Below are 15,684 nucleotides of genomic sequence, written 5' to 3' on the forward strand. Positions count from 1 at the left end.
GGCCGCCGCGCGCCCCGCGGCCGGCACCCGTGAAACTCCCTAAACTTCAACAGGCTCAGCAACTTATAACTTCGCAACGGGGAAATCCCGGGGTTCACAAAGCACTGGCGTACAAGTTGCAACACTGCCTGTATCCCCGCGTTACCCAGGAGTCCCCCCTTGTCCCCTGTCAGCCTTCAATTCCGCAAGTACTGCCGTTTACTCAGCCGCCTTGCCCCGGTCCTGCTGGCGCTGTGCTACTCCATTCCCGGGGTGGCCGGCGAAGCCCGCGTGGCCGTCGCGGCCAATTTCACCGGGGCCATGCAGGCTATCAACGCGGCCTTCGAGCAAGCATCCGGGCACCGGCTGCAGATCAGTTACGGTTCCTCGGGCAAGTTCTATGCACAGATCAGGAACGGTGCCCCCTACGATGTTTTTCTCTCCGCAGACAGCGATAAACCGGCGGCCCTGGTCGCGGATGGCGACGCCCTCGAAGGCAGCGCCTACACCTACGCCCTGGGCACCCTCGCCCTGTGGAGCAGCGCCGCCGGCGCCCCCCTGGACCGGCTCAAGGCGGGCGATTACCGGCGCCTGGCAATCGCCAACCCCCGGCTCGCCCCCTACGGCGCCGCCGCCATGGAAGTGCTGGAACACCTGCAGCTACTACCCAGCGCCAGCGACCGCGTGGTCACCGGTGAAAGCATTGCCCAGGCCTACCAGTTCGTCGCCAGCGGCAATGCACAACTCGGTTTCATCGCCCTGTCACAACTGATCGAGGGCGGCAATCCCTCCGCGGGCAGCTGGGTCGTACCGGGCGAACTGCACTCACCGATTCGCCAGGTCGCGGTACTGCTCACGCGCGGCGCCGGCAACCCGGCCGCCAGCGACTTCCTCGCCTTCCTGCGCAGCGACCAGGCCCGGGCGCTGATCGAGTCACACGGCTACCGGAGCGCGGCGGAATGAACGCACCCTGGTTCAGCGCGGAAGACATAGAGGCCCTCCTGCTCACCCTCAAGCTCGCCACCACGGTGACCGCCCTGTTGCTGGTACTGGGCACTCCCCTGGCCTGGTGGCTGGCGCGCTCGACCAGCCGGTGGCGCCACCCGGTAAACGCCGTGGTCGCCCTGCCGCTGGTGTTGCCGCCCAGTGTGCTGGGCTTTTACCTGCTGATCTTCATGGGGCCGCGGGGACCGCTCGGGGAACTGACCCAGAGCCTGGGGCTCGGCACCCTGCCGTTTACCTTTTCCGGGCTGGTGTTTGCCTCGGTGATCTACTCCCTGCCGTTTGTCGTGCAGCCGATCCAGAACGCCATGGAAGCCATGGGCCGCCGGCCGACCGAGGTGGCCGCCACCCTGCGCGCCGCGCCCCTCGACTGCTTTTTCACCGTCGTCCTGCCGCTGGCGCGGCCCGGCCTGCTGTCGGCCACGGTACTCGGTTTCGCCCACACCGTGGGCGAGTTCGGGGTGGTGCTGATGATCGGCGGCAACATCGGCGGCGAGACCCAGGTCGTCTCGGTACAGGTCTACAACCACGTGGAAGCGCTGGACTATGCCAGCGCCCACCGCCTGTCGCTGGTGATGCTCGGCTTTTCCTTCGCGGTGCTGCTCGCCCTCTATGTCTTCAATCCCAATTCCGCGCCGCAGCGGGGTCGGGCCCGATGAGCGTTATCGCAGCCCGTTTCAACCTGCGCCATCCGGGTTTCGAACTGGACGTCGACCTGCAACTGCCGGCCAGCGGCGTCAGCGTACTGTTCGGCCACTCCGGATCCGGCAAGACCACCCTGCTGCGCTGCATCGCGGGCCTCGAGCGCGCACAGAGCGGAGACCTGCACGTCATGGGCGAGGTCTGGCAGTCGGCGCGCACGTTCCTGCCGACCCACCGACGCCCCATCGGCTATGTCTTCCAGGAAGCCAGCCTGTTCGAGCATCTCTCGGTACGGGGCAACCTGGACTACGCGCGCAAACGCGCGCCGCGGGTGGATGACGGCACCACCCTCGACGAGGCAGTGGACCTGCTCGGCATCGGCGCACTGCTGGAACGCCGCCCGGCGCAACTCTCCGGCGGCGAGCGCCAGCGTGTCGCCATCGCCCGGGCGCTGCTGATCCAGCCCCGCCTGCTGCTGATGGACGAACCGCTGGCGGCGCTGGACCTGCCGCGCAAGCTGGAAATCCTGCCCTACCTGGAGCGTCTCAAGCGGCGCCTGGACCTGCCCATCATCTATGTCAGCCACGCTCCGGACGAGGTCGCGCGGCTGGCGGACTACCTGGTAGCGATGGAAAGCGGCCGCGCGGTGGCGGCGGGCAGCCTGGCGGATACCCTGTCGCGCCTCGACTTCCCCATCCGCCTCGGCGAGGACGCCGGGGTGGTGCTGGAGGGCGTGGTCGCCGAACGCGAGCGGGAGTGGAAACTGGCGCGGGTGCGTTTCGATGGCGGGGAAGTCTGGCTGCGCGACGGCGGCCACGCGATACACAGCGCCGTACGGGTGCGCGTGCTGGCCCGGGACATCAGCCTGGCCCGGGAACCACAGGCGGATTCGAGCATCGTCAACGCGCTGCCCGCCACCGTGGTGGAGATCAGCAGCGACGAACACGCTGGCCTGGCACTGGTGCGGCTGGCATTACAGGACACTGACGGCGGCGCGGGTAGCTACCTGGTGTCGCGGGTGACGCGGCGCTCCGCCCACCTGCTGGGACTGGCCCCGGGCATGTCGCTGTGGGCGCAGATCAAGTCGGTCGCCGTGATCTGAACGACCGCCGCCGCTTCAGCGAAAGAAGGGTATCTGCTCACTGCCCGCCTGCGCCAGCTCCAGCGAGTCGTCCTTGAGCCTGACCCCGCTGAGCTGCCGGCGCAGGGCATTGCGGCAGAGGTAGAGACAGGTATCGGCCGCCCGCTGGTAGTCGAGCCCCTCCGGCGGGCGAATGTTGGAAATACAGTTGCGCTCGGAATCCAGGCGGCCGGGACACGGGGCATAGGTCAGGTAGATGCCCAGGCTGTCGGGCGAGCTGAGCCCCGGTCGCTCGCCGATCAACACCAGTACCAGTCGGGCGCCGAGCGCTTCGCCGATATCATCGCCGAGCGCCACCCGCCCCTGGTTGGCCAGCGTCAGCGGCGCAAGGGAATACCCGGCCTCGCGCAGCTGCGGCAGCAGCCGCTGCAGCAGCGCCGCCGCGTGTCGCTCCACCGCAATCGAGGACAGTCCGTCGACGACCGCTACGGCGATCTCCGCGGTACCCTTGTGTGTCGCCAGTACCTCATGGTCGGTGTCGCGCAGGCGCCGGCCGAGGTCCGGGCGCTGCAGGTAGAGCGCGCGATTGTCCGCCGCGCTCTGTACGGTGAAGACCGGCAGCCCGCTGTCCTGCAGGTCCTGCGCCAGCCGCCCGGTATCCAGGGGATGCAGTACCGCATCGCGCGCCCGGGCGTGATCAAGCTGGAAGCGCAGCTGCGCCTCAGTAGTCTGGGCATTGCCGGCACGGCCACCGGCGAGCCGCGCGGCGGTGTACCGGCGCAGGCCGTCCCAGCGATTGCGAATCACCCCGCTCACGACCGGCCTCCGGCGAGGGCGAGTTTGCCGGCCAGCGCCGCTGGCGGCAGTTCACCGGTCTGCAGGCGGCCGCTGGCGTCGAAGATCCCCTGTGCCAGCAGCCACTGCTCGAACTCCGGCGCCGGCCGCAAGCCCAGCACCTCGCGCACGTAGAGTGCGTCGTGGAAGGACGTCGACTGGTAATTGAGCATGATGTCGTCGGCCCCCGGCACCCCCATGATGAAGGTGCCGCCGGCCACCGCGAACTGGGTGAGCAGCGCGTCCATGTCGTCCTGGTCCGCCTCGGCGTGGTTGGTATAGCAAATGTCACAGCCCATGGGCAGGCCGAGCAGCTTGCCGCAGAAGTGGTCCTCCAGCGCGGCGCGGGCGATCTGCTTGCCATCGTAGAGGTATTCGGGGCCGATAAAGCCGACCACCGTGTTGACCAGCAGCGGGTCGAAAGCCCGCGCCACACCATAGGCCCGCGCTTCGAGGGTTTGTTGGTCGACGCCATGGTGGGCGTTCGCGGACAGCGCGCTGCCCTGCCCGGTCTCGAAATACATCACGTTGTGGCCGACGCTGCCGCGGCCCAGCCCGAGGGTCGCCGCGCGGGCCTGGGCAAGCAGTTCGAGGTCGATACCGAAACCCCGGTTGGCGGCCTCGGTGCCGGCGATCGACTGGAAACACAGGTCCACGGGGGCGCCGCGCCCTATCGCCTCGAGTGTCGTGCTCACATGCGCGAGCACGCAGCCCTGGGTGGGAATCTCGAAGCGGGTGAGGATATCGTCGAGCAGCCGGTTCAGCCGGATCACGGTCTGCAGGTTGTCCCCGGCCGGGTTGATGCCAATCACCGCGTCGCCGCTGCCGTAAAGCAGGCCATCGACGATACTCGCGGCAATCCCGGCAAGGTCGTCGGTCGGGTGGTTGGGTTGCAGGCGGGTGGAAAACCGCCCCGGCAGGCCGATGCGGTTGCGAAAGGCGGTCTCCACCCGGCACTTGCGCGCCACGCAGATCAGGTCCTGCACGCGCATCAGCTTGCTCACCGCGGCGACCATCTCCGGTGTCAGCCCCGCGCGCAGCGCTACCATCACGGCGGGGTCATCGAGCGCCAGCAGCCAGTTGCGGAAATCCCCCACCGTCAGGTGCGCGACGGCGGCAAAGGCCTGGCGATCATGCGTATCGATGATCAGGCGGGTGACCTCGTCGTCCTCGTAGGGCACCACTGCCTCGTTGAGGAAGTGCGCCAGCGGCAGCTCGGCCAGCGCCGACTGGGCGGCGACCCGCTCCTCGTTGCTGGCGGCGCCGATGCCGGCGAGATAGTCTCCCGAGCGCGCCGGGCTGGCCCTGGCCAGCAAGGTGCGCAGGTCATCGAAGTGGTAGCGGCGGCTGCCGAGCGTGCAGTGGAATGCCATCGGGTGTCCCGGCCAGGTGGAGGAATTCGCTGGCGAATGCAGAAATAGTAACCAAATAATTGCAGAATGAAAGCCGCGGTCGGGGTGTCGCAGTACTGGCAGGGCAAGCCTGAAAGCTTGCGGTGATCGACAACTGGTCCATAATGCTCTTCAGGAACCGGCGGGAAATTATGCAACCGACAACAGCTGAAAACTCTACCGCCACAGCGTCCAACTGGATCGAAATCAGGAAGCTCTCTTTCAGCCACGGTCCCCGGCTGATCCTGGACAATATCGACGTCGACATCCCGCGGGGCAAAATCACCTCGATCATGGGCCCCAGCGGCTGCGGCAAAACCACCCTGCTGCGCCTGATCGGCAGTCAGCTGCGCCCCGCCGCGGGCTCCATCCATGTCGGCGGTATCGACATCACCCGGTTGAACCGCGCGGAACTCTTCGTGCAGCGGCAGCGCATGGGCATGCTGTTCCAGACCGGCGCGCTGTTCACCGACCTGTCGGTATTCGAGAACGTGGCGTTTCCCCTGCGCGTGCATACCTCGCTGCCCGAGCGCATGATCCGCGACCTGGTGCTGATGAAACTCAACGCCGTGGGCCTGCGCGGCGCCCGCGACATGATGCCGGCGGAACTCTCCGGCGGCATGACGCGCCGCGCGGCGCTGGCCCGGGCGATCATCCTGGACCCGGAACTGATCATGTACGACGAGCCCTTCGCCGGCCAGGACCCGATCTTCGCCGGCGTGCTGCGCGACCTGATCCGGCGCATCAACCAGAGCATGGGCTGCACCTGCATCATCGTCTCCCACGATATCAACGAAACCCTGTCGATCACCGACTACATGTACGTGCTGGCGGACGGCGGGGTGATCGGTCACGGCGTCCCCGACAAGGTCATCAACAGCGACAACCAGCACGTGCGCCAGTTCCTGCAGGGCCTCCCCGACGGGCCGGTCCCCTTCCACTATCCCGCGCCGGACTACCGGCAGGACCTCGGACTGGAGTCAGCCTGAATGCTGGAATTCCTGCGCCAACTGGGCAGTACCGGCCTGCAGGTCGCCGCCGCCTTCGGCCGCGCCGGCATCCTCTGCTGGCAGGCCCTGTGGGGCTTGCCCGACTGGCGCGCTGGACCCGGACTGTTCATCCGGCAGCTGTATTTCGTCGGCGTGTACTCGCTGATCATCATCGTCGTATCCGGCACCCTGATCGGCATGGTGCTCGCCCTGCAGGGCTACACCGTGCTGGTGCGCTTCGGTGCGGAGGCGGCGCTCGGGCAGTTCGTCTCCCTCACCCTGCTGCGGGAACTGGGCCCGGTGGTGGCGGCCCTGCTGTTTGTCGGCCGCGCCGGCTCCGCGGTCACCGCCGAGATCGGGCTGATGAAGGCGACCGACCAGTTGGCGGCGATGGAGATGATCGGCGTAGACCCGATGAAACGGATCATCCGGCCGCGGCTGTGGGCCGGTATTGTCTGCATGCCGATACTCGCCCAGGTGTTCAACATGGTCGCCATCTGGGGCGCCGTGGCGGTGGGGGTCAACTGGCTGGGAGTCGATGCGGGCTCTTTCTGGTCCAACATGCAGCAGGTGGTGGAATTTCGCGAGGATGTGCTGAACGGTGTCATCAAGGCCTTCGCCTTCGGCGTCGTGATCACCTGGATCGCCGTCTTCGAGGGCTACGACGCGGAGCCGACCTCCGAAGGCATCAGCACCGCTACCACCCGCACAGTGGTTTATTCCTCGCTCGCCGTCCTGGCCATGGACTTCCTGTTGACCGCCGTCATGTTCGGAGTGAATTGAATGCAACAGCACAGAATCGAGATTACCGTTGGCGTCTTTATCCTGCTGGGCCTGGCGGCCATGGCCTTCCTCGCCATCCAGGTCAGCGGACTGAGCCTCAACGCCGCCAAGCGCGACACCTACCGGATATCCGCCAGTTTCAACAATGTCGCCGGACTGACCGCCCGGTCACAGGTCCAGGTCGCCGGCGTGCAGGTGGGACACGTTACCGGCATTCACATCGACCCGCTGACCGTCCGGGCAGTGGTGGACATGGCCATCGACAAGGACGTCGACTACCTGACCACCGACAGCATTGCCTCGATCAAGACCGCGGGCGTACTGGGCGAGCAGTACGTCAGCATCGCGCCCGGCGCGGAACCGGACATCCTCGGCGACGGTGGGGTGATTCACGACACCCAGTCGGCCCTGGTGCTGGAGGACCTGATCGGCAAGTTCATGAGCAGCATGGGGAACAAACCATGAGTGTCGCGAGGCCCCTTGCGGCACGGGCGGCGCCGCGCTTGAGGGCCATGGCCTGCCTGCTGCTCGCCGTACTGCTGTGCGCGCTGCCCGTACGGGCCGCCGAACCGATTGCGCGCGATGACCCGGAGAACCTGCTGCGGCAGGCCACCACCCAACTGCTGGATGTCGCAAAGCAGGCTCGCGATTACGCCAAAGACGATCCCGAACGCTACTACGCAGCGGTGAAGGAGGTGCTCGACCAGGTGCTGGACATGCACTATTTCGCCCGCGGGGTGATGGCTACCTATGCCAGCGCCCGCCTGTACAAATCGCTGCAGAGCGACGAGGAACGGGCGGCCTTTCGCGACCGCGTCGAGCGCTTCGTCAGCGCGATCGAACGGGTATTCATGGTCAAGTACGCAGACGCCCTGCTCACCTTCGCCGGTGAGCGCATCGACGTGGAATCCCTGCCCAGCGACCGGCCCGACCACGCCAGCGTACAGCAGACGATCTACGACGAACACGGGGAATCCTATGTTGTGCAGTACAGCCTGCACCAGGCAAAGGAAGGCGGCTGGCTGATCTACAACGTCATTGTCGAGGGGGTCAACCTGGGCCAGATCTACCGCAACCAGTTCGCCGAGGCGGTGGAAAAGCACGGCGGCGACCCGGACTTTGTGGTCGATCACTGGGTGGAACTGATGATGGGTGACGGTGAGGCCGCAGGGGAGGAGTCCAGCCAGTGAATGCTGCGGCGCAACTCAGCTTTTCCGCCGATTGCATGCAGTTGAGCGGCAGCCTGGATTTCCACAGCGTCGTCCCGCTGCAGCGAGAGGGTGACGCCTGGCTGCGCGAGCAGGCCCCTGCAAGCTGCCGGCTGGACATGTCCGCGGTGACCCGCTGCAGCAGTGCCGGAACTACCCTGTTACTCGCCTGGTTGCGCACTGCCACCGCGGCGGGCAAGTCGCTGCGCGTCGAACACCCCCCCGAGGCACTGATCGCCCTGTTACAACTGGCGGGACTGGACAAACTCCTGAAGGACGTTATCCCCGCAGCCGGGCCGCAGGACGGCGGGAATGGCCCCGCCTAGGCGGGTTATTTCCGGTCGCGCCACAACCAGCCCCGTGCATGGAAGTACGCCAGCAGGGAGACGCTGACCAGCACCATCAGGCCAATAGCGAAGGGATAGCCGAAGAACCAGTTCAGCTCCGGCATGTTCCACGGCGACACCCGGGTATTGAAATTCATCCCGTAGAGACTGGCGATAAAACCCAGCGGGATGAAGATCGTCGCGATGATCGTTAGCACCATCATGATTTCATTGAGGCGGTTGCTGACCGAGGAGAGGTACACGTCGCGCAGGTCAGCGCAGGTTTCATTGTAGGTTTCCAGCACGTCAACAAGCTGGATGGTGTGGTCGTAACAGTCGCGGATGTACACGCGCGTGCCGCCACTGACCAACCGGCTGGGGTCGTGCAGCAGCTTGCCGATGGCGTCCCGGTGCGACCAGATTACCCGCCGCAGTGCGCGCAGCACGCCCCGCACCTCGTGGATGCGGTGGATGATGTAGCGCGGCGGATCGTCGGTAATCGCGTCATCGAGTGCATCCAGCCGCTCACCGAAATGCTCCAGCAGCGGGAAATACCCGTCGATCACCGCATCCAGCACGGCATAGGCCAGGAAGTCGGCGCCGGAGGCCCGCAACTCGCTGCGGGAATCCGCCAGCCGCTGGCGCAGTGGCGCCAGCCAGTCGCCGGGGCGCTGCTGGAAGGTGACGACAAAGCCTTCGCCGAGGAATATGGAGACCTGCTCCGTCCGCCCGTGCCCCACATCGTCGACCATGCGACCGACGATAAACAGGTGGTCGCCGTAATCCTCCAGCTTCACTTGTTGGTGCACGTTGACGACGTCCTCCAGCGCCAGCGCATGCAGGCCGAAAATCTCGCCGATCTGGCGAATTGCCGCCGCATCGCCCAGTCCCGCCACGTCGATCCACAGCACCGCGCGGCGACCGCGCAGGGCGTTGATGTCACTGATGTCGCTGATCTCCAACTGCTCCACCGCATCCGCCCCGTAGGAGGTGGCGACGATATGCGGCTGCGGGGCCTGCGGATCGACCGCTATGACGCCAGGCGCCGCCCCGGGTTTGGTGCGGCGGTGAAAGCGCCGGGGGGAATTTTTTTTCTGCATGGTCGCGTCCAGCGCTTGTCAGGTGTGTGCACATCCCAAGCAATATAGCACCCGCGACCAGCTTACCAACGGGCCGTGGCGATCGGGGGAGCTGAAAAGCACTTTTGGGCCTCAGCCACCGCTTCCTGCGAACGAACCAGCCTGGCCTCCTGGCTCCTGGCTCCTGGCTCCTGGCTCCTGGCTCCTCAGAATTTGAGTGCGCAGCCCACCAGCTTGTCCTGCAGGCTCGCCTTGTCCACCTCCGGCAAGCGGTTGTTGCGCGCCCACAGGTAGTCCAGCGCGACGCCGGCTGGCAGGGTAATCCGTTGCAGGCCGTTATCGTCTACCTGCACCTCGCACAGCGCGGCGTTGGCCGAAAGGTCCAGTTCCTCGAGTTCGTTGGCGTTGGCGTAGAGAATCTCGAGTCGCGGGTTGGCGCTCAGGTCCAGGCCCGCGATATCGTTCATGAAGATTTCCAGGCCCTCGAGCTCGGCCTGGGCACCGAGATCCAGTTCCTCCAGTTGGTTGTTGCCGAGAAACAGCTGCTGCAATTTCGGGTTGCCGCTGAGGTCGATGCTCGCCAACCGGTTGCGAGTCAGGTCCAGCACCTTGAGGTTGGGCAGGTGCTCGATTCCCCGCGTGCTGCTGATCTTCTGCTTGCGGGCCTTGATGACGGTCACCGCCTCCGCCTCGGTTTCACCGCTGGCGAGAACGGCTGCGGCAAAGGCCGGATCTTCAAACTCGATGTCTTCCAGTTTCATGGCTGTACGCTCCAGCAATCACATTGATTCGGCCTGTCGGCCTTTAGCTGCTCACAAGAGTCATTGGCAAAATCCGCGCCAATCACCAGACGCAGGGTTAAGCGGCTTTTCGCAGTATTTCTGTCGCAATCACGACACTGCTGGCACGGTACCTGGCTCGTCGAATGTCGCGGTTGTAACAATTGCCCCCACACCGGCCGGCCAAAAGCATCCTAAGACCCTGAATTAAAGGGAAATTGCCGCTAGCGGGGGCATCGGCCCGGAGTTTGCAACAGGACTCGCAAATGCGAATCCTTCCTGATTGGAAGCGACTACGGAGCAGGGGAGGCAGGGCGATGTATGTATGTTTGTGTCACGGCGTTACCGAGCGGCAGATCGTTGCCGCGATCGACAGCGGCGTTGACTGCATGAAGCAGTTGCGGCGCGATCTCGGCATCGCCACCGAGTGCGGACGCTGCGCGAGCTGTGCCAGCGACTGCCTGAAGCAGACGCTCGCCAGTCGCAACAGCGCCGAAGGCGGCGCGAAATAATTTTTCGGGGAATCCCCAATCTACCTGGCCGGAGAGACTGGCATGGCAAGCGACAAGACACCGGAATCCCCCAGGACCGCAGCGGCGGCCGGAACTTCGCTACTGGCGCCAGACCTGGTGCTCGGTGAACCGCAGATGGACGACACCCATCGCGAGTTCCTCGCCCTGGCACAACTGGTCGCGCATTCGCCTGCCACTGCGCTCGCCCCGGCCATGCAGGAACTGTTCGAGCATACCCGGGAACATTTTTCCTCGGAAGAATCGCGCATGCAGCAGCTCGGCCACCCGCTGCTCGGTGAACACCGCGCAGACCACCAGCGGATTCTCGGAGACATGGAGCGCTTGTGCCAGCGCGCCGAGGCCGGTCGCGGTCAAATGGCGCGCGCCTGGGTCAGCGACAACCTGATGGAATGGTTTGCCGCCCACGCCCGGACCATGGACAGCGCCCTCGCCGCGGATATGCAGCGGGGCGCGAAAGACAATGCGGAAAACTGAATCAGCTGGAAAGGCAGTCCGGACAGGGTTCCACACCGTTGAGCAGGTTGACGGCCTTGTCGATCGCCGCCTTCTGGTTGCCGTAGGACCCGAGATAACGGGTGCCTTCGGTAGCCGGCAGCGCGCCGCAATTCAGGTTATGGACCTTGTACTGGGCCGGTTCCACGCTGACAGTTTCGAGAATGTATTCAGCCATTTGTGCGCTCCTTGATTGTCCTGTGTTGATGGCCCGCGACACGACCACGGGCTTGCAGGTTGGCAGTTGCGAGAATCGTACCAGCGCCGCCCCAGGACGGATCGCGCAATAAAGCGCGGTAAAAACAATACCTTGGAGTTGCCCGAAACAGCCGGCGCGGCTGCTGCCGGCTACAGGGTGGTTTTTGTAACAGGAAAACGCGACACACTGTCGCAATCATGACGCCCGCCGCGCCTGCGTCGAACCAGGGCCAGGGCCACCAGTAACCGCAAAAGGAACAGGACAATGCTGAGCGTAACGACATGCCAATGGATGCAGGACAACGGCTTCGACCCGCAGGCGCCGAACCAGACTGGCAAATACCAGGACAGCCCACTCATCCTCGCCTGCCGCCAGGGTGAGATCGCCATCGCCGGTGACCTGCTTGATGCGGGAGTCGATATTCACCTGCGCAACATGGACGGCACCGATGCCCTCTGGGCCTGCGTGGTCTCCGACAGTTTCACGCTGGCCGATGCCTTGCTGAGGAACGGAGCGGACATCGACAACCAGAACGACAATGGCGCCACGGCACTGATGTACGCCTCTTCGTCAGGCAAGACCGCCTGGGTGGAATTTTTCCTCGCCCATGGGGCGGACACGTCAAAGCGTTCACTGGACGATTTCAGCGCCCTCGAACTGGCCAGCAACCGGGACTGCCTGCGCCTGCTCAGGGCCTGCGGCTAGGCAAGAGTCTGCGGCCGACTCAAGGCCTGCGGCTAAGGGGATCTTCCGCTGCGCTGACGCGCGCCTGCACAGCCTCGCGCACTTCCGGGTCACTGTCGTTGACCAGTCCGCGCAGGCGGGAAAGCGGTGCGTTTTCCACCGCGGCGAGGCGCACGGTCCAGTCCTCGTCGTCGAGCATGGGAATCACGCTGTCTCCCCACATGCGGCTGGCGACGATGCGCCGCACCTCGGGCTCGGGGTCGCCGCTCATCATGTCCAGGGTTTCCACCGGCAGGCGCTGGGCCACCAGTTTGCGCACCTGGCGGTCGTCGTCGCGCATGAAGCGAAACAGCCGGCCCAGCGGCACCCGCTGTACCACGTAGGCGCGCACCAGGTAGTCCGGGTCCTCCGCCATACGTTCCAGTTGGTCCAGGGGCAGGCGGTCGGCGACAGTGATGCGCACTTCGCGGTCCTCGTCGTCGAGCATTTCAACAAGGCGCTCGCGCGGCAGGCGGTAGGCGACGGCGCGGCGCACCGCTTCGTCCTCGTCACCCATCAATTCGTCGAGCAGTTCCGGCGGCAGGTAGCGCGCGGCGATAGCGCGACGCTCCCAGAATTCATCGCGGATGTAGCGCGGCGCCAGTTCCGGATTGGCGCGCAGGAAGCGGTCGATCTGGCGTCCGCTGTCGACGGCGACGCAGGCATCACCGGGCTGGCAGCGACCCTGGTGTAGCAGGCTCTCGCGGTAGCGGCAGGTGAGGCAGTCCGCCCTCGGGGTCAAGTCTGCAGCGGATTCGTCCTTGTTTTCCATCAGCCCTCGAATACCTCGGCGAGAACCATACCGGACGCACCGTCTATTTCCCGGGTCAGTACCGAGCAATGGTCCTGGGAGTTGACCAGGTAGATATTGAAACCGGCACACTCGCGGTAGGGACGGGCGTCACCGATATCGTCGTCCATGCAATAGGTGAAATGGGCGCCTTCGAAATCCTTGCGCAGGTGGGCCAGGGTGGCCTCACTGAGCCCCTGTTCGCCGACAATACCGATGACGCGGTCTATGTCTGATGTGTTCAACATGGTCAGGCCTCCACTGCGTAGCGCACCCGCTCGCGCGGGGTTTCACCCATGATTTTTGCCAACCAGGGCGGGGGCGAGCCGGACAACACGGCCTGCAGTTCCACCATCAGTTCCGGTGCCGGGCGCGGTTCGTTCAGTTTCATCGGGTGCAGCCCGGCGCGCACGACCTTGGCCGTGGCAGGCCCACCGATGGATGTCGTGCACAACACGTGGCAATCGGCGATCAGCTCGGCGCGCAAGCGGTTTTTGTCTTCCTCGGGATCCACCTCGGGCACACCGCGTATGTCGATCAGGCGAAGGTCGCTGGCGGACACCTGGTACACCAGGAAATGCGCGCAGGAACCGAAGTGGCCGTCGATACGCTCTCCGCTGTTGGAGGTACAGGCGATACGGATAGAGCCGGGCATATCGCCGTCGGCGTAGGGGGTGATCTCCGGCAGCGGTTCGGCTTCGAGTTCGAAGCCGCGCCCCTTCAGGCAGTTTACCGCCTGGGAAAGTTGCTGCTCACTGGCCTGGTCGAGCAATCCGTTGGCGGCCGCGCGCAGCCGCGCCTTGCGCAGTTTCGCCAGCTTGGTAGCGGTCAGCGGCGCGCCGACCGCCTGCAGCAGGATTTTGAGCAGCAGGCTGGCGTCGACATCCGGCAATTCGCGGGCGGCCAATCCCACCCGTAATGCGACCTGCTCGGTGAGAGGGGCGCCGCTCATGTCACTCGCCCCCGGCGCGCCTCGCGCGCAAGGTAATCGGCAGGTTGGGCGCCGCGGAAAGCGGCTCGATGTAGTAGGCGGAACCGTCGGCCAGGGTGAACTCCCCGCCCCACTTGTCCGCTTGTTCGTGCTCGATGGCGACAACTGTCTCCTCGAGGTCTTTCTTGGCAACGTAGAGTGTCATCTGGCCGCTCTCGTTGCGACGAATCATTACGCTGGGCATGGTAGCCTCCGGCTCTGCGTGGGAAAACCGCGGCGGGTAGCGCCCGCCGCGGCGTGTCGACTACAGGACTGGTCAGCGGACCAGGTCGTAGTTGTAGTCGGTGGTCTGCATGCCCCGGGTCTTGTTGTCCAGGTGCTCCAGCTCCGTGTTCACCAGGGTGGTGAGGATCTGCATGGCGCCCTCGTAACCCAGGGTAGTGGCACGGTGCAGGTGGTGCCGGTCGAAGATCGGGAAGCCGATGCGGATCAGCGGTACCTCGAACTCCTCACCCTTGTACAGCGTATCGCGCTGGATGAACTTGCCGTAGGAGTTGCCGATCATGTAATCCGGCTTGTTGGTGAACACCAGGGAACGCATGTGCCACAGGTCCTTGCCGATGTGTACCTCGCTGTTGGCGCCGTAGGGGTTCTCGGCGAGGATTTCTTCCATGGCCTTTTTCCAGCGCTTGTTGGCGTTGTTGGCCAGGATGTGGATCGGCTCGCAGCCCAGTTCCAGCAGGAACTTGGTCATGCCCATGACAAAGTCCGGGTCACCCCACAGTGCATAGCGCTTGCCGTGCAGCCAGGCGTGGGAATCGGTCATCATGTCTACCAGGCGACCGCGTTCCTTGGCCAGCGACTCGGGGATCTCCTGGCCGGAGATCTCGCTGACTTTCATCAGGAAGGCATCGGTCCAGTCGAGGCCCATGGGGATTTTGAAATCCTTTTCGCCGGGAGCACTGTGCTGCCAGGTGTTCTTGGCGAACTTCAGGCTCTTGGTGGACTGCCAGGGCTGCAGGAACAGGGTGTCGTGTGCGTTGGGCGCATCCTTCATCTCGTCCATGGTAGTGCCGCCGGCATACATGCGGAACTTGCCATCGGCGGGGGTATCCAGCACTTCCTCCGGGTCGGAGAGCATGGTGAAACCCACATCCATTTCGTTGAGCATGCGCTTGATGACGCGGAAGTTGCCGAGGTAGGTCTCGAAGCCCGGCACGATGTTGATCTTGCCGTTGCTGCCCACTTCCTTGTCTTCCATGTAATTCAGGGTGAAGTAGCGGGCGATGCCTTCGAACATGTTGTCCCAGCCGGTGGTATGACTGCCGACAAAACTCGGGGTGTGGGCGAAAGGTACCGGGTAATCATCGGGGATGTGCCCTTCCTTGCGCGAGTTGCCGATGAAGGCATTGAGGTCGTCACCGATGACTTCCGCCATGCAGGTGGTGGAAACCGCGATCATGTCCGGCTTGTAGGTGGCCTTGCAGTTTTCCAGACCGTCGAACATGTTCTTCTGGCCGCCGAATACCGCGGCGTCCTCGGTCATGGAGTCCGACACGCAGGAGATCGGCTCCTTGAAGTGACGGTTGAAGTAGGTGCGGAAATAGGCCACGCAACCCTGGGAACCGTGCACGTAGGGCATGGTGTTCTCGAAGCCCAGGGAGCACAGTACCGCGCCGAGGGGCTGACAGGCTTTCGCCGGGTTGACGGTGAGTGCCTCGCGCTGGAAGTTCAGCTCCTGGTACTCCACGGTGGTGGTCCACATGAAGGTTTCGTCGATCAACTCCTGCGGATGCTTCTCTTCGAAGTTGTCCTTCTTGTTGGTCAGCATATCCTTGTAGTCCTGGTCGCGGAACAGCGGATAGCTGGGCTTGATGTTCTCTACTGACTGGCTCATGGTTTTCCTCCTCCCGCGCCACTAAT

The 15,684-nt window shown here is 64.6% G+C and carries 21 protein-coding genes; 11 read left to right on the forward strand and 10 right to left on the reverse strand.

From position 1 onward, the window contains the following. The first annotated feature begins 159 nt into the window (after nucleotides 1-159). From modA to modC, 3 genes are read left to right on the forward strand one after another with little or no spacing between them, the layout of a single operon-like run. Nucleotides 160-942: a molybdate ABC transporter substrate-binding protein gene (gene modA, locus ACNKU3_RS11575; RefSeq protein ID WP_418259626.1), complete on the forward strand. Its 783-nt coding sequence runs from the start codon at nucleotides 160-162 to the stop codon at nucleotides 940-942. Continuing rightward, nucleotides 939-1,640, forward strand: coding sequence for a molybdate ABC transporter permease subunit (gene modB, locus ACNKU3_RS11580; protein ID WP_418259627.1), 702 nt, complete (start codon nucleotides 939-941; stop codon nucleotides 1,638-1,640). The genes modA and modB overlap by 4 nt, the downstream gene beginning before the upstream one ends. After that, nucleotides 1,637-2,725, forward strand: coding sequence for a molybdenum ABC transporter ATP-binding protein (gene modC, locus ACNKU3_RS11585; RefSeq protein ID WP_418259628.1), 1,089 nt, complete (start codon nucleotides 1,637-1,639; stop codon nucleotides 2,723-2,725). Before modB ends, modC begins: the two co-directional genes overlap by 4 nt. 15 nt (nucleotides 2,726-2,740) lie before the next feature. On the opposite strand, the gene eutC is transcribed toward modC, so the two are convergent. Continuing rightward, complete coding sequence (gene eutC / locus ACNKU3_RS11590; RefSeq protein ID WP_418259629.1) at nucleotides 2,741-3,520, reverse strand: ethanolamine ammonia-lyase subunit EutC; 780 nt, start codon at nucleotides 3,518-3,520, stop codon at nucleotides 2,741-2,743. Continuing rightward, complete coding sequence (locus ACNKU3_RS11595) at nucleotides 3,517-4,911, reverse strand: ethanolamine ammonia-lyase subunit EutB (protein ID WP_418259630.1); 1,395 nt, start codon at nucleotides 4,909-4,911, stop codon at nucleotides 3,517-3,519. Before ACNKU3_RS11595 ends, eutC begins: the two co-directional genes overlap by 4 nt. Before the next feature lie 170 nt (nucleotides 4,912-5,081). Between ACNKU3_RS11595 and ACNKU3_RS11600 the strand changes: the two genes are divergently transcribed. Genes ACNKU3_RS11600 through ACNKU3_RS11620 form a run of 5 tightly spaced genes read left to right on the forward strand, consistent with a single transcriptional unit; the run spans nucleotide 5,082 to nucleotide 8,235 of the window. Beyond that, nucleotides 5,082-5,918, forward strand: coding sequence for an ABC transporter ATP-binding protein (locus ACNKU3_RS11600; protein ID WP_418259631.1), 837 nt, complete (start codon nucleotides 5,082-5,084; stop codon nucleotides 5,916-5,918). Continuing rightward, complete coding sequence (gene mlaE / locus ACNKU3_RS11605) at nucleotides 5,919-6,701, forward strand: lipid asymmetry maintenance ABC transporter permease subunit MlaE (protein WP_418259632.1); 783 nt, start codon at nucleotides 5,919-5,921, stop codon at nucleotides 6,699-6,701. Beyond that, entirely contained in the window at nucleotides 6,702-7,166 is a 465-nt protein-coding gene (mlaD, locus tag ACNKU3_RS11610; RefSeq protein ID WP_418259633.1) for an outer membrane lipid asymmetry maintenance protein MlaD, read from the forward strand. Beyond that, nucleotides 7,163-7,891, forward strand: coding sequence for an MlaC/ttg2D family ABC transporter substrate-binding protein (locus ACNKU3_RS11615; protein ID WP_418259634.1), 729 nt, complete (start codon nucleotides 7,163-7,165; stop codon nucleotides 7,889-7,891). The genes mlaD and ACNKU3_RS11615 overlap by 4 nt, the downstream gene beginning before the upstream one ends. Next, nucleotides 7,888-8,235 carry an STAS domain-containing protein gene (locus ACNKU3_RS11620; RefSeq protein WP_418259635.1) on the forward strand — a complete coding sequence of 116 codons (348 nt, stop codon included), beginning with the start codon at nucleotides 7,888-7,890 and terminating at the stop codon, nucleotides 8,233-8,235. Before ACNKU3_RS11615 ends, ACNKU3_RS11620 begins: the two co-directional genes overlap by 4 nt. Before the next feature lie 5 nt (nucleotides 8,236-8,240). On the opposite strand, the gene corA is transcribed toward ACNKU3_RS11620, so the two are convergent. Together corA and ACNKU3_RS11630 are read right to left on the reverse strand one after the other, a co-directional pair. Next, nucleotides 8,241-9,335, reverse strand: a complete 1,095-nt coding sequence (corA, locus tag ACNKU3_RS11625) for a magnesium/cobalt transporter CorA (RefSeq protein ID WP_418259636.1) — start codon at nucleotides 9,333-9,335, stop codon at nucleotides 8,241-8,243. Nucleotides 9,336-9,520: 185 nt separating this feature from the next. Further along, the gene (locus ACNKU3_RS11630) at nucleotides 9,521-10,075 is read right to left on the reverse strand and encodes a leucine-rich repeat domain-containing protein (protein WP_418259637.1); all 555 of its coding nucleotides are present in this window, start codon (nucleotides 10,073-10,075) and stop codon (nucleotides 9,521-9,523) included. Between the two features lie 335 nt (nucleotides 10,076-10,410). Between ACNKU3_RS11630 and ACNKU3_RS11635 the strand changes: the two genes are divergently transcribed. Beyond that, a complete protein-coding gene (locus ACNKU3_RS11635) occupies nucleotides 10,411-10,605 on the forward strand; it encodes a (2Fe-2S)-binding protein (protein ID WP_418259638.1) in 195 nt (64 codons plus the stop codon). Nucleotides 10,606-10,647: 42 nt separating this feature from the next. After that, nucleotides 10,648-11,100, forward strand: a complete 453-nt coding sequence (locus ACNKU3_RS11640; RefSeq protein ID WP_418259639.1) for a bacteriohemerythrin — start codon at nucleotides 10,648-10,650, stop codon at nucleotides 11,098-11,100. Between the two features lies 1 nt (nucleotide 11,101). Here ACNKU3_RS11640 and ACNKU3_RS11645 read toward each other — a convergent pair whose 3' ends face one another. Then, entirely contained in the window at nucleotides 11,102-11,296 is a 195-nt protein-coding gene (locus ACNKU3_RS11645; RefSeq protein ID WP_418259640.1) for a hypothetical protein, read from the reverse strand. 285 nt (nucleotides 11,297-11,581) lie between these two features. Here ACNKU3_RS11645 and ACNKU3_RS11650 point away from each other — a divergent pair, with 285 nt between their 5' ends. Next, on the forward strand, nucleotides 11,582-12,022 hold the full coding sequence (locus ACNKU3_RS11650) for an ankyrin repeat domain-containing protein (RefSeq protein ID WP_418259641.1): 441 nt from the start codon (nucleotides 11,582-11,584) through the stop codon (nucleotides 12,020-12,022). 19 nt (nucleotides 12,023-12,041) lie between these two features. Here ACNKU3_RS11650 and ACNKU3_RS11655 read toward each other — a convergent pair whose 3' ends face one another. From ACNKU3_RS11655 to nifK, 5 genes are all read right to left on the reverse strand, one after another. Continuing rightward, nucleotides 12,042-12,812, reverse strand: a complete 771-nt coding sequence (locus ACNKU3_RS11655) for a 4Fe4S-binding leucine-rich repeat protein (RefSeq protein ID WP_418259642.1) — start codon at nucleotides 12,810-12,812, stop codon at nucleotides 12,042-12,044. Then, nucleotides 12,812-13,078, reverse strand: coding sequence for a hypothetical protein (locus ACNKU3_RS11660; protein ID WP_418259643.1), 267 nt, complete (start codon nucleotides 13,076-13,078; stop codon nucleotides 12,812-12,814). Before ACNKU3_RS11660 ends, ACNKU3_RS11655 begins: the two co-directional genes overlap by 1 nt. A 2-nt stretch (nucleotides 13,079-13,080) precedes the next feature. Further along, the gene (locus ACNKU3_RS11665) at nucleotides 13,081-13,782 is read right to left on the reverse strand and encodes a dinitrogenase iron-molybdenum cofactor N-terminal domain-containing protein (protein ID WP_418259644.1); all 702 of its coding nucleotides are present in this window, start codon (nucleotides 13,780-13,782) and stop codon (nucleotides 13,081-13,083) included. Nucleotide 13,783: 1 nt separating this feature from the next. Beyond that, a complete protein-coding gene (nifT, locus tag ACNKU3_RS11670; RefSeq protein WP_418259645.1) occupies nucleotides 13,784-14,005 on the reverse strand; it encodes a putative nitrogen fixation protein NifT in 222 nt (73 codons plus the stop codon). A 72-nt stretch (nucleotides 14,006-14,077) separates the two neighbouring features. After that, entirely contained in the window at nucleotides 14,078-15,658 is a 1,581-nt protein-coding gene (nifK, locus tag ACNKU3_RS11675) for a nitrogenase molybdenum-iron protein subunit beta (protein WP_418259646.1), read from the reverse strand. Nucleotides 15,659-15,684 lie beyond the last annotated feature (26 nt).

It is taken from the genome of Haliea sp. E17, from assembly GCF_048323675.1.
Taxonomy (GTDB): Bacteria; Pseudomonadota; Gammaproteobacteria; order Pseudomonadales; family Halieaceae; genus Mangrovimicrobium.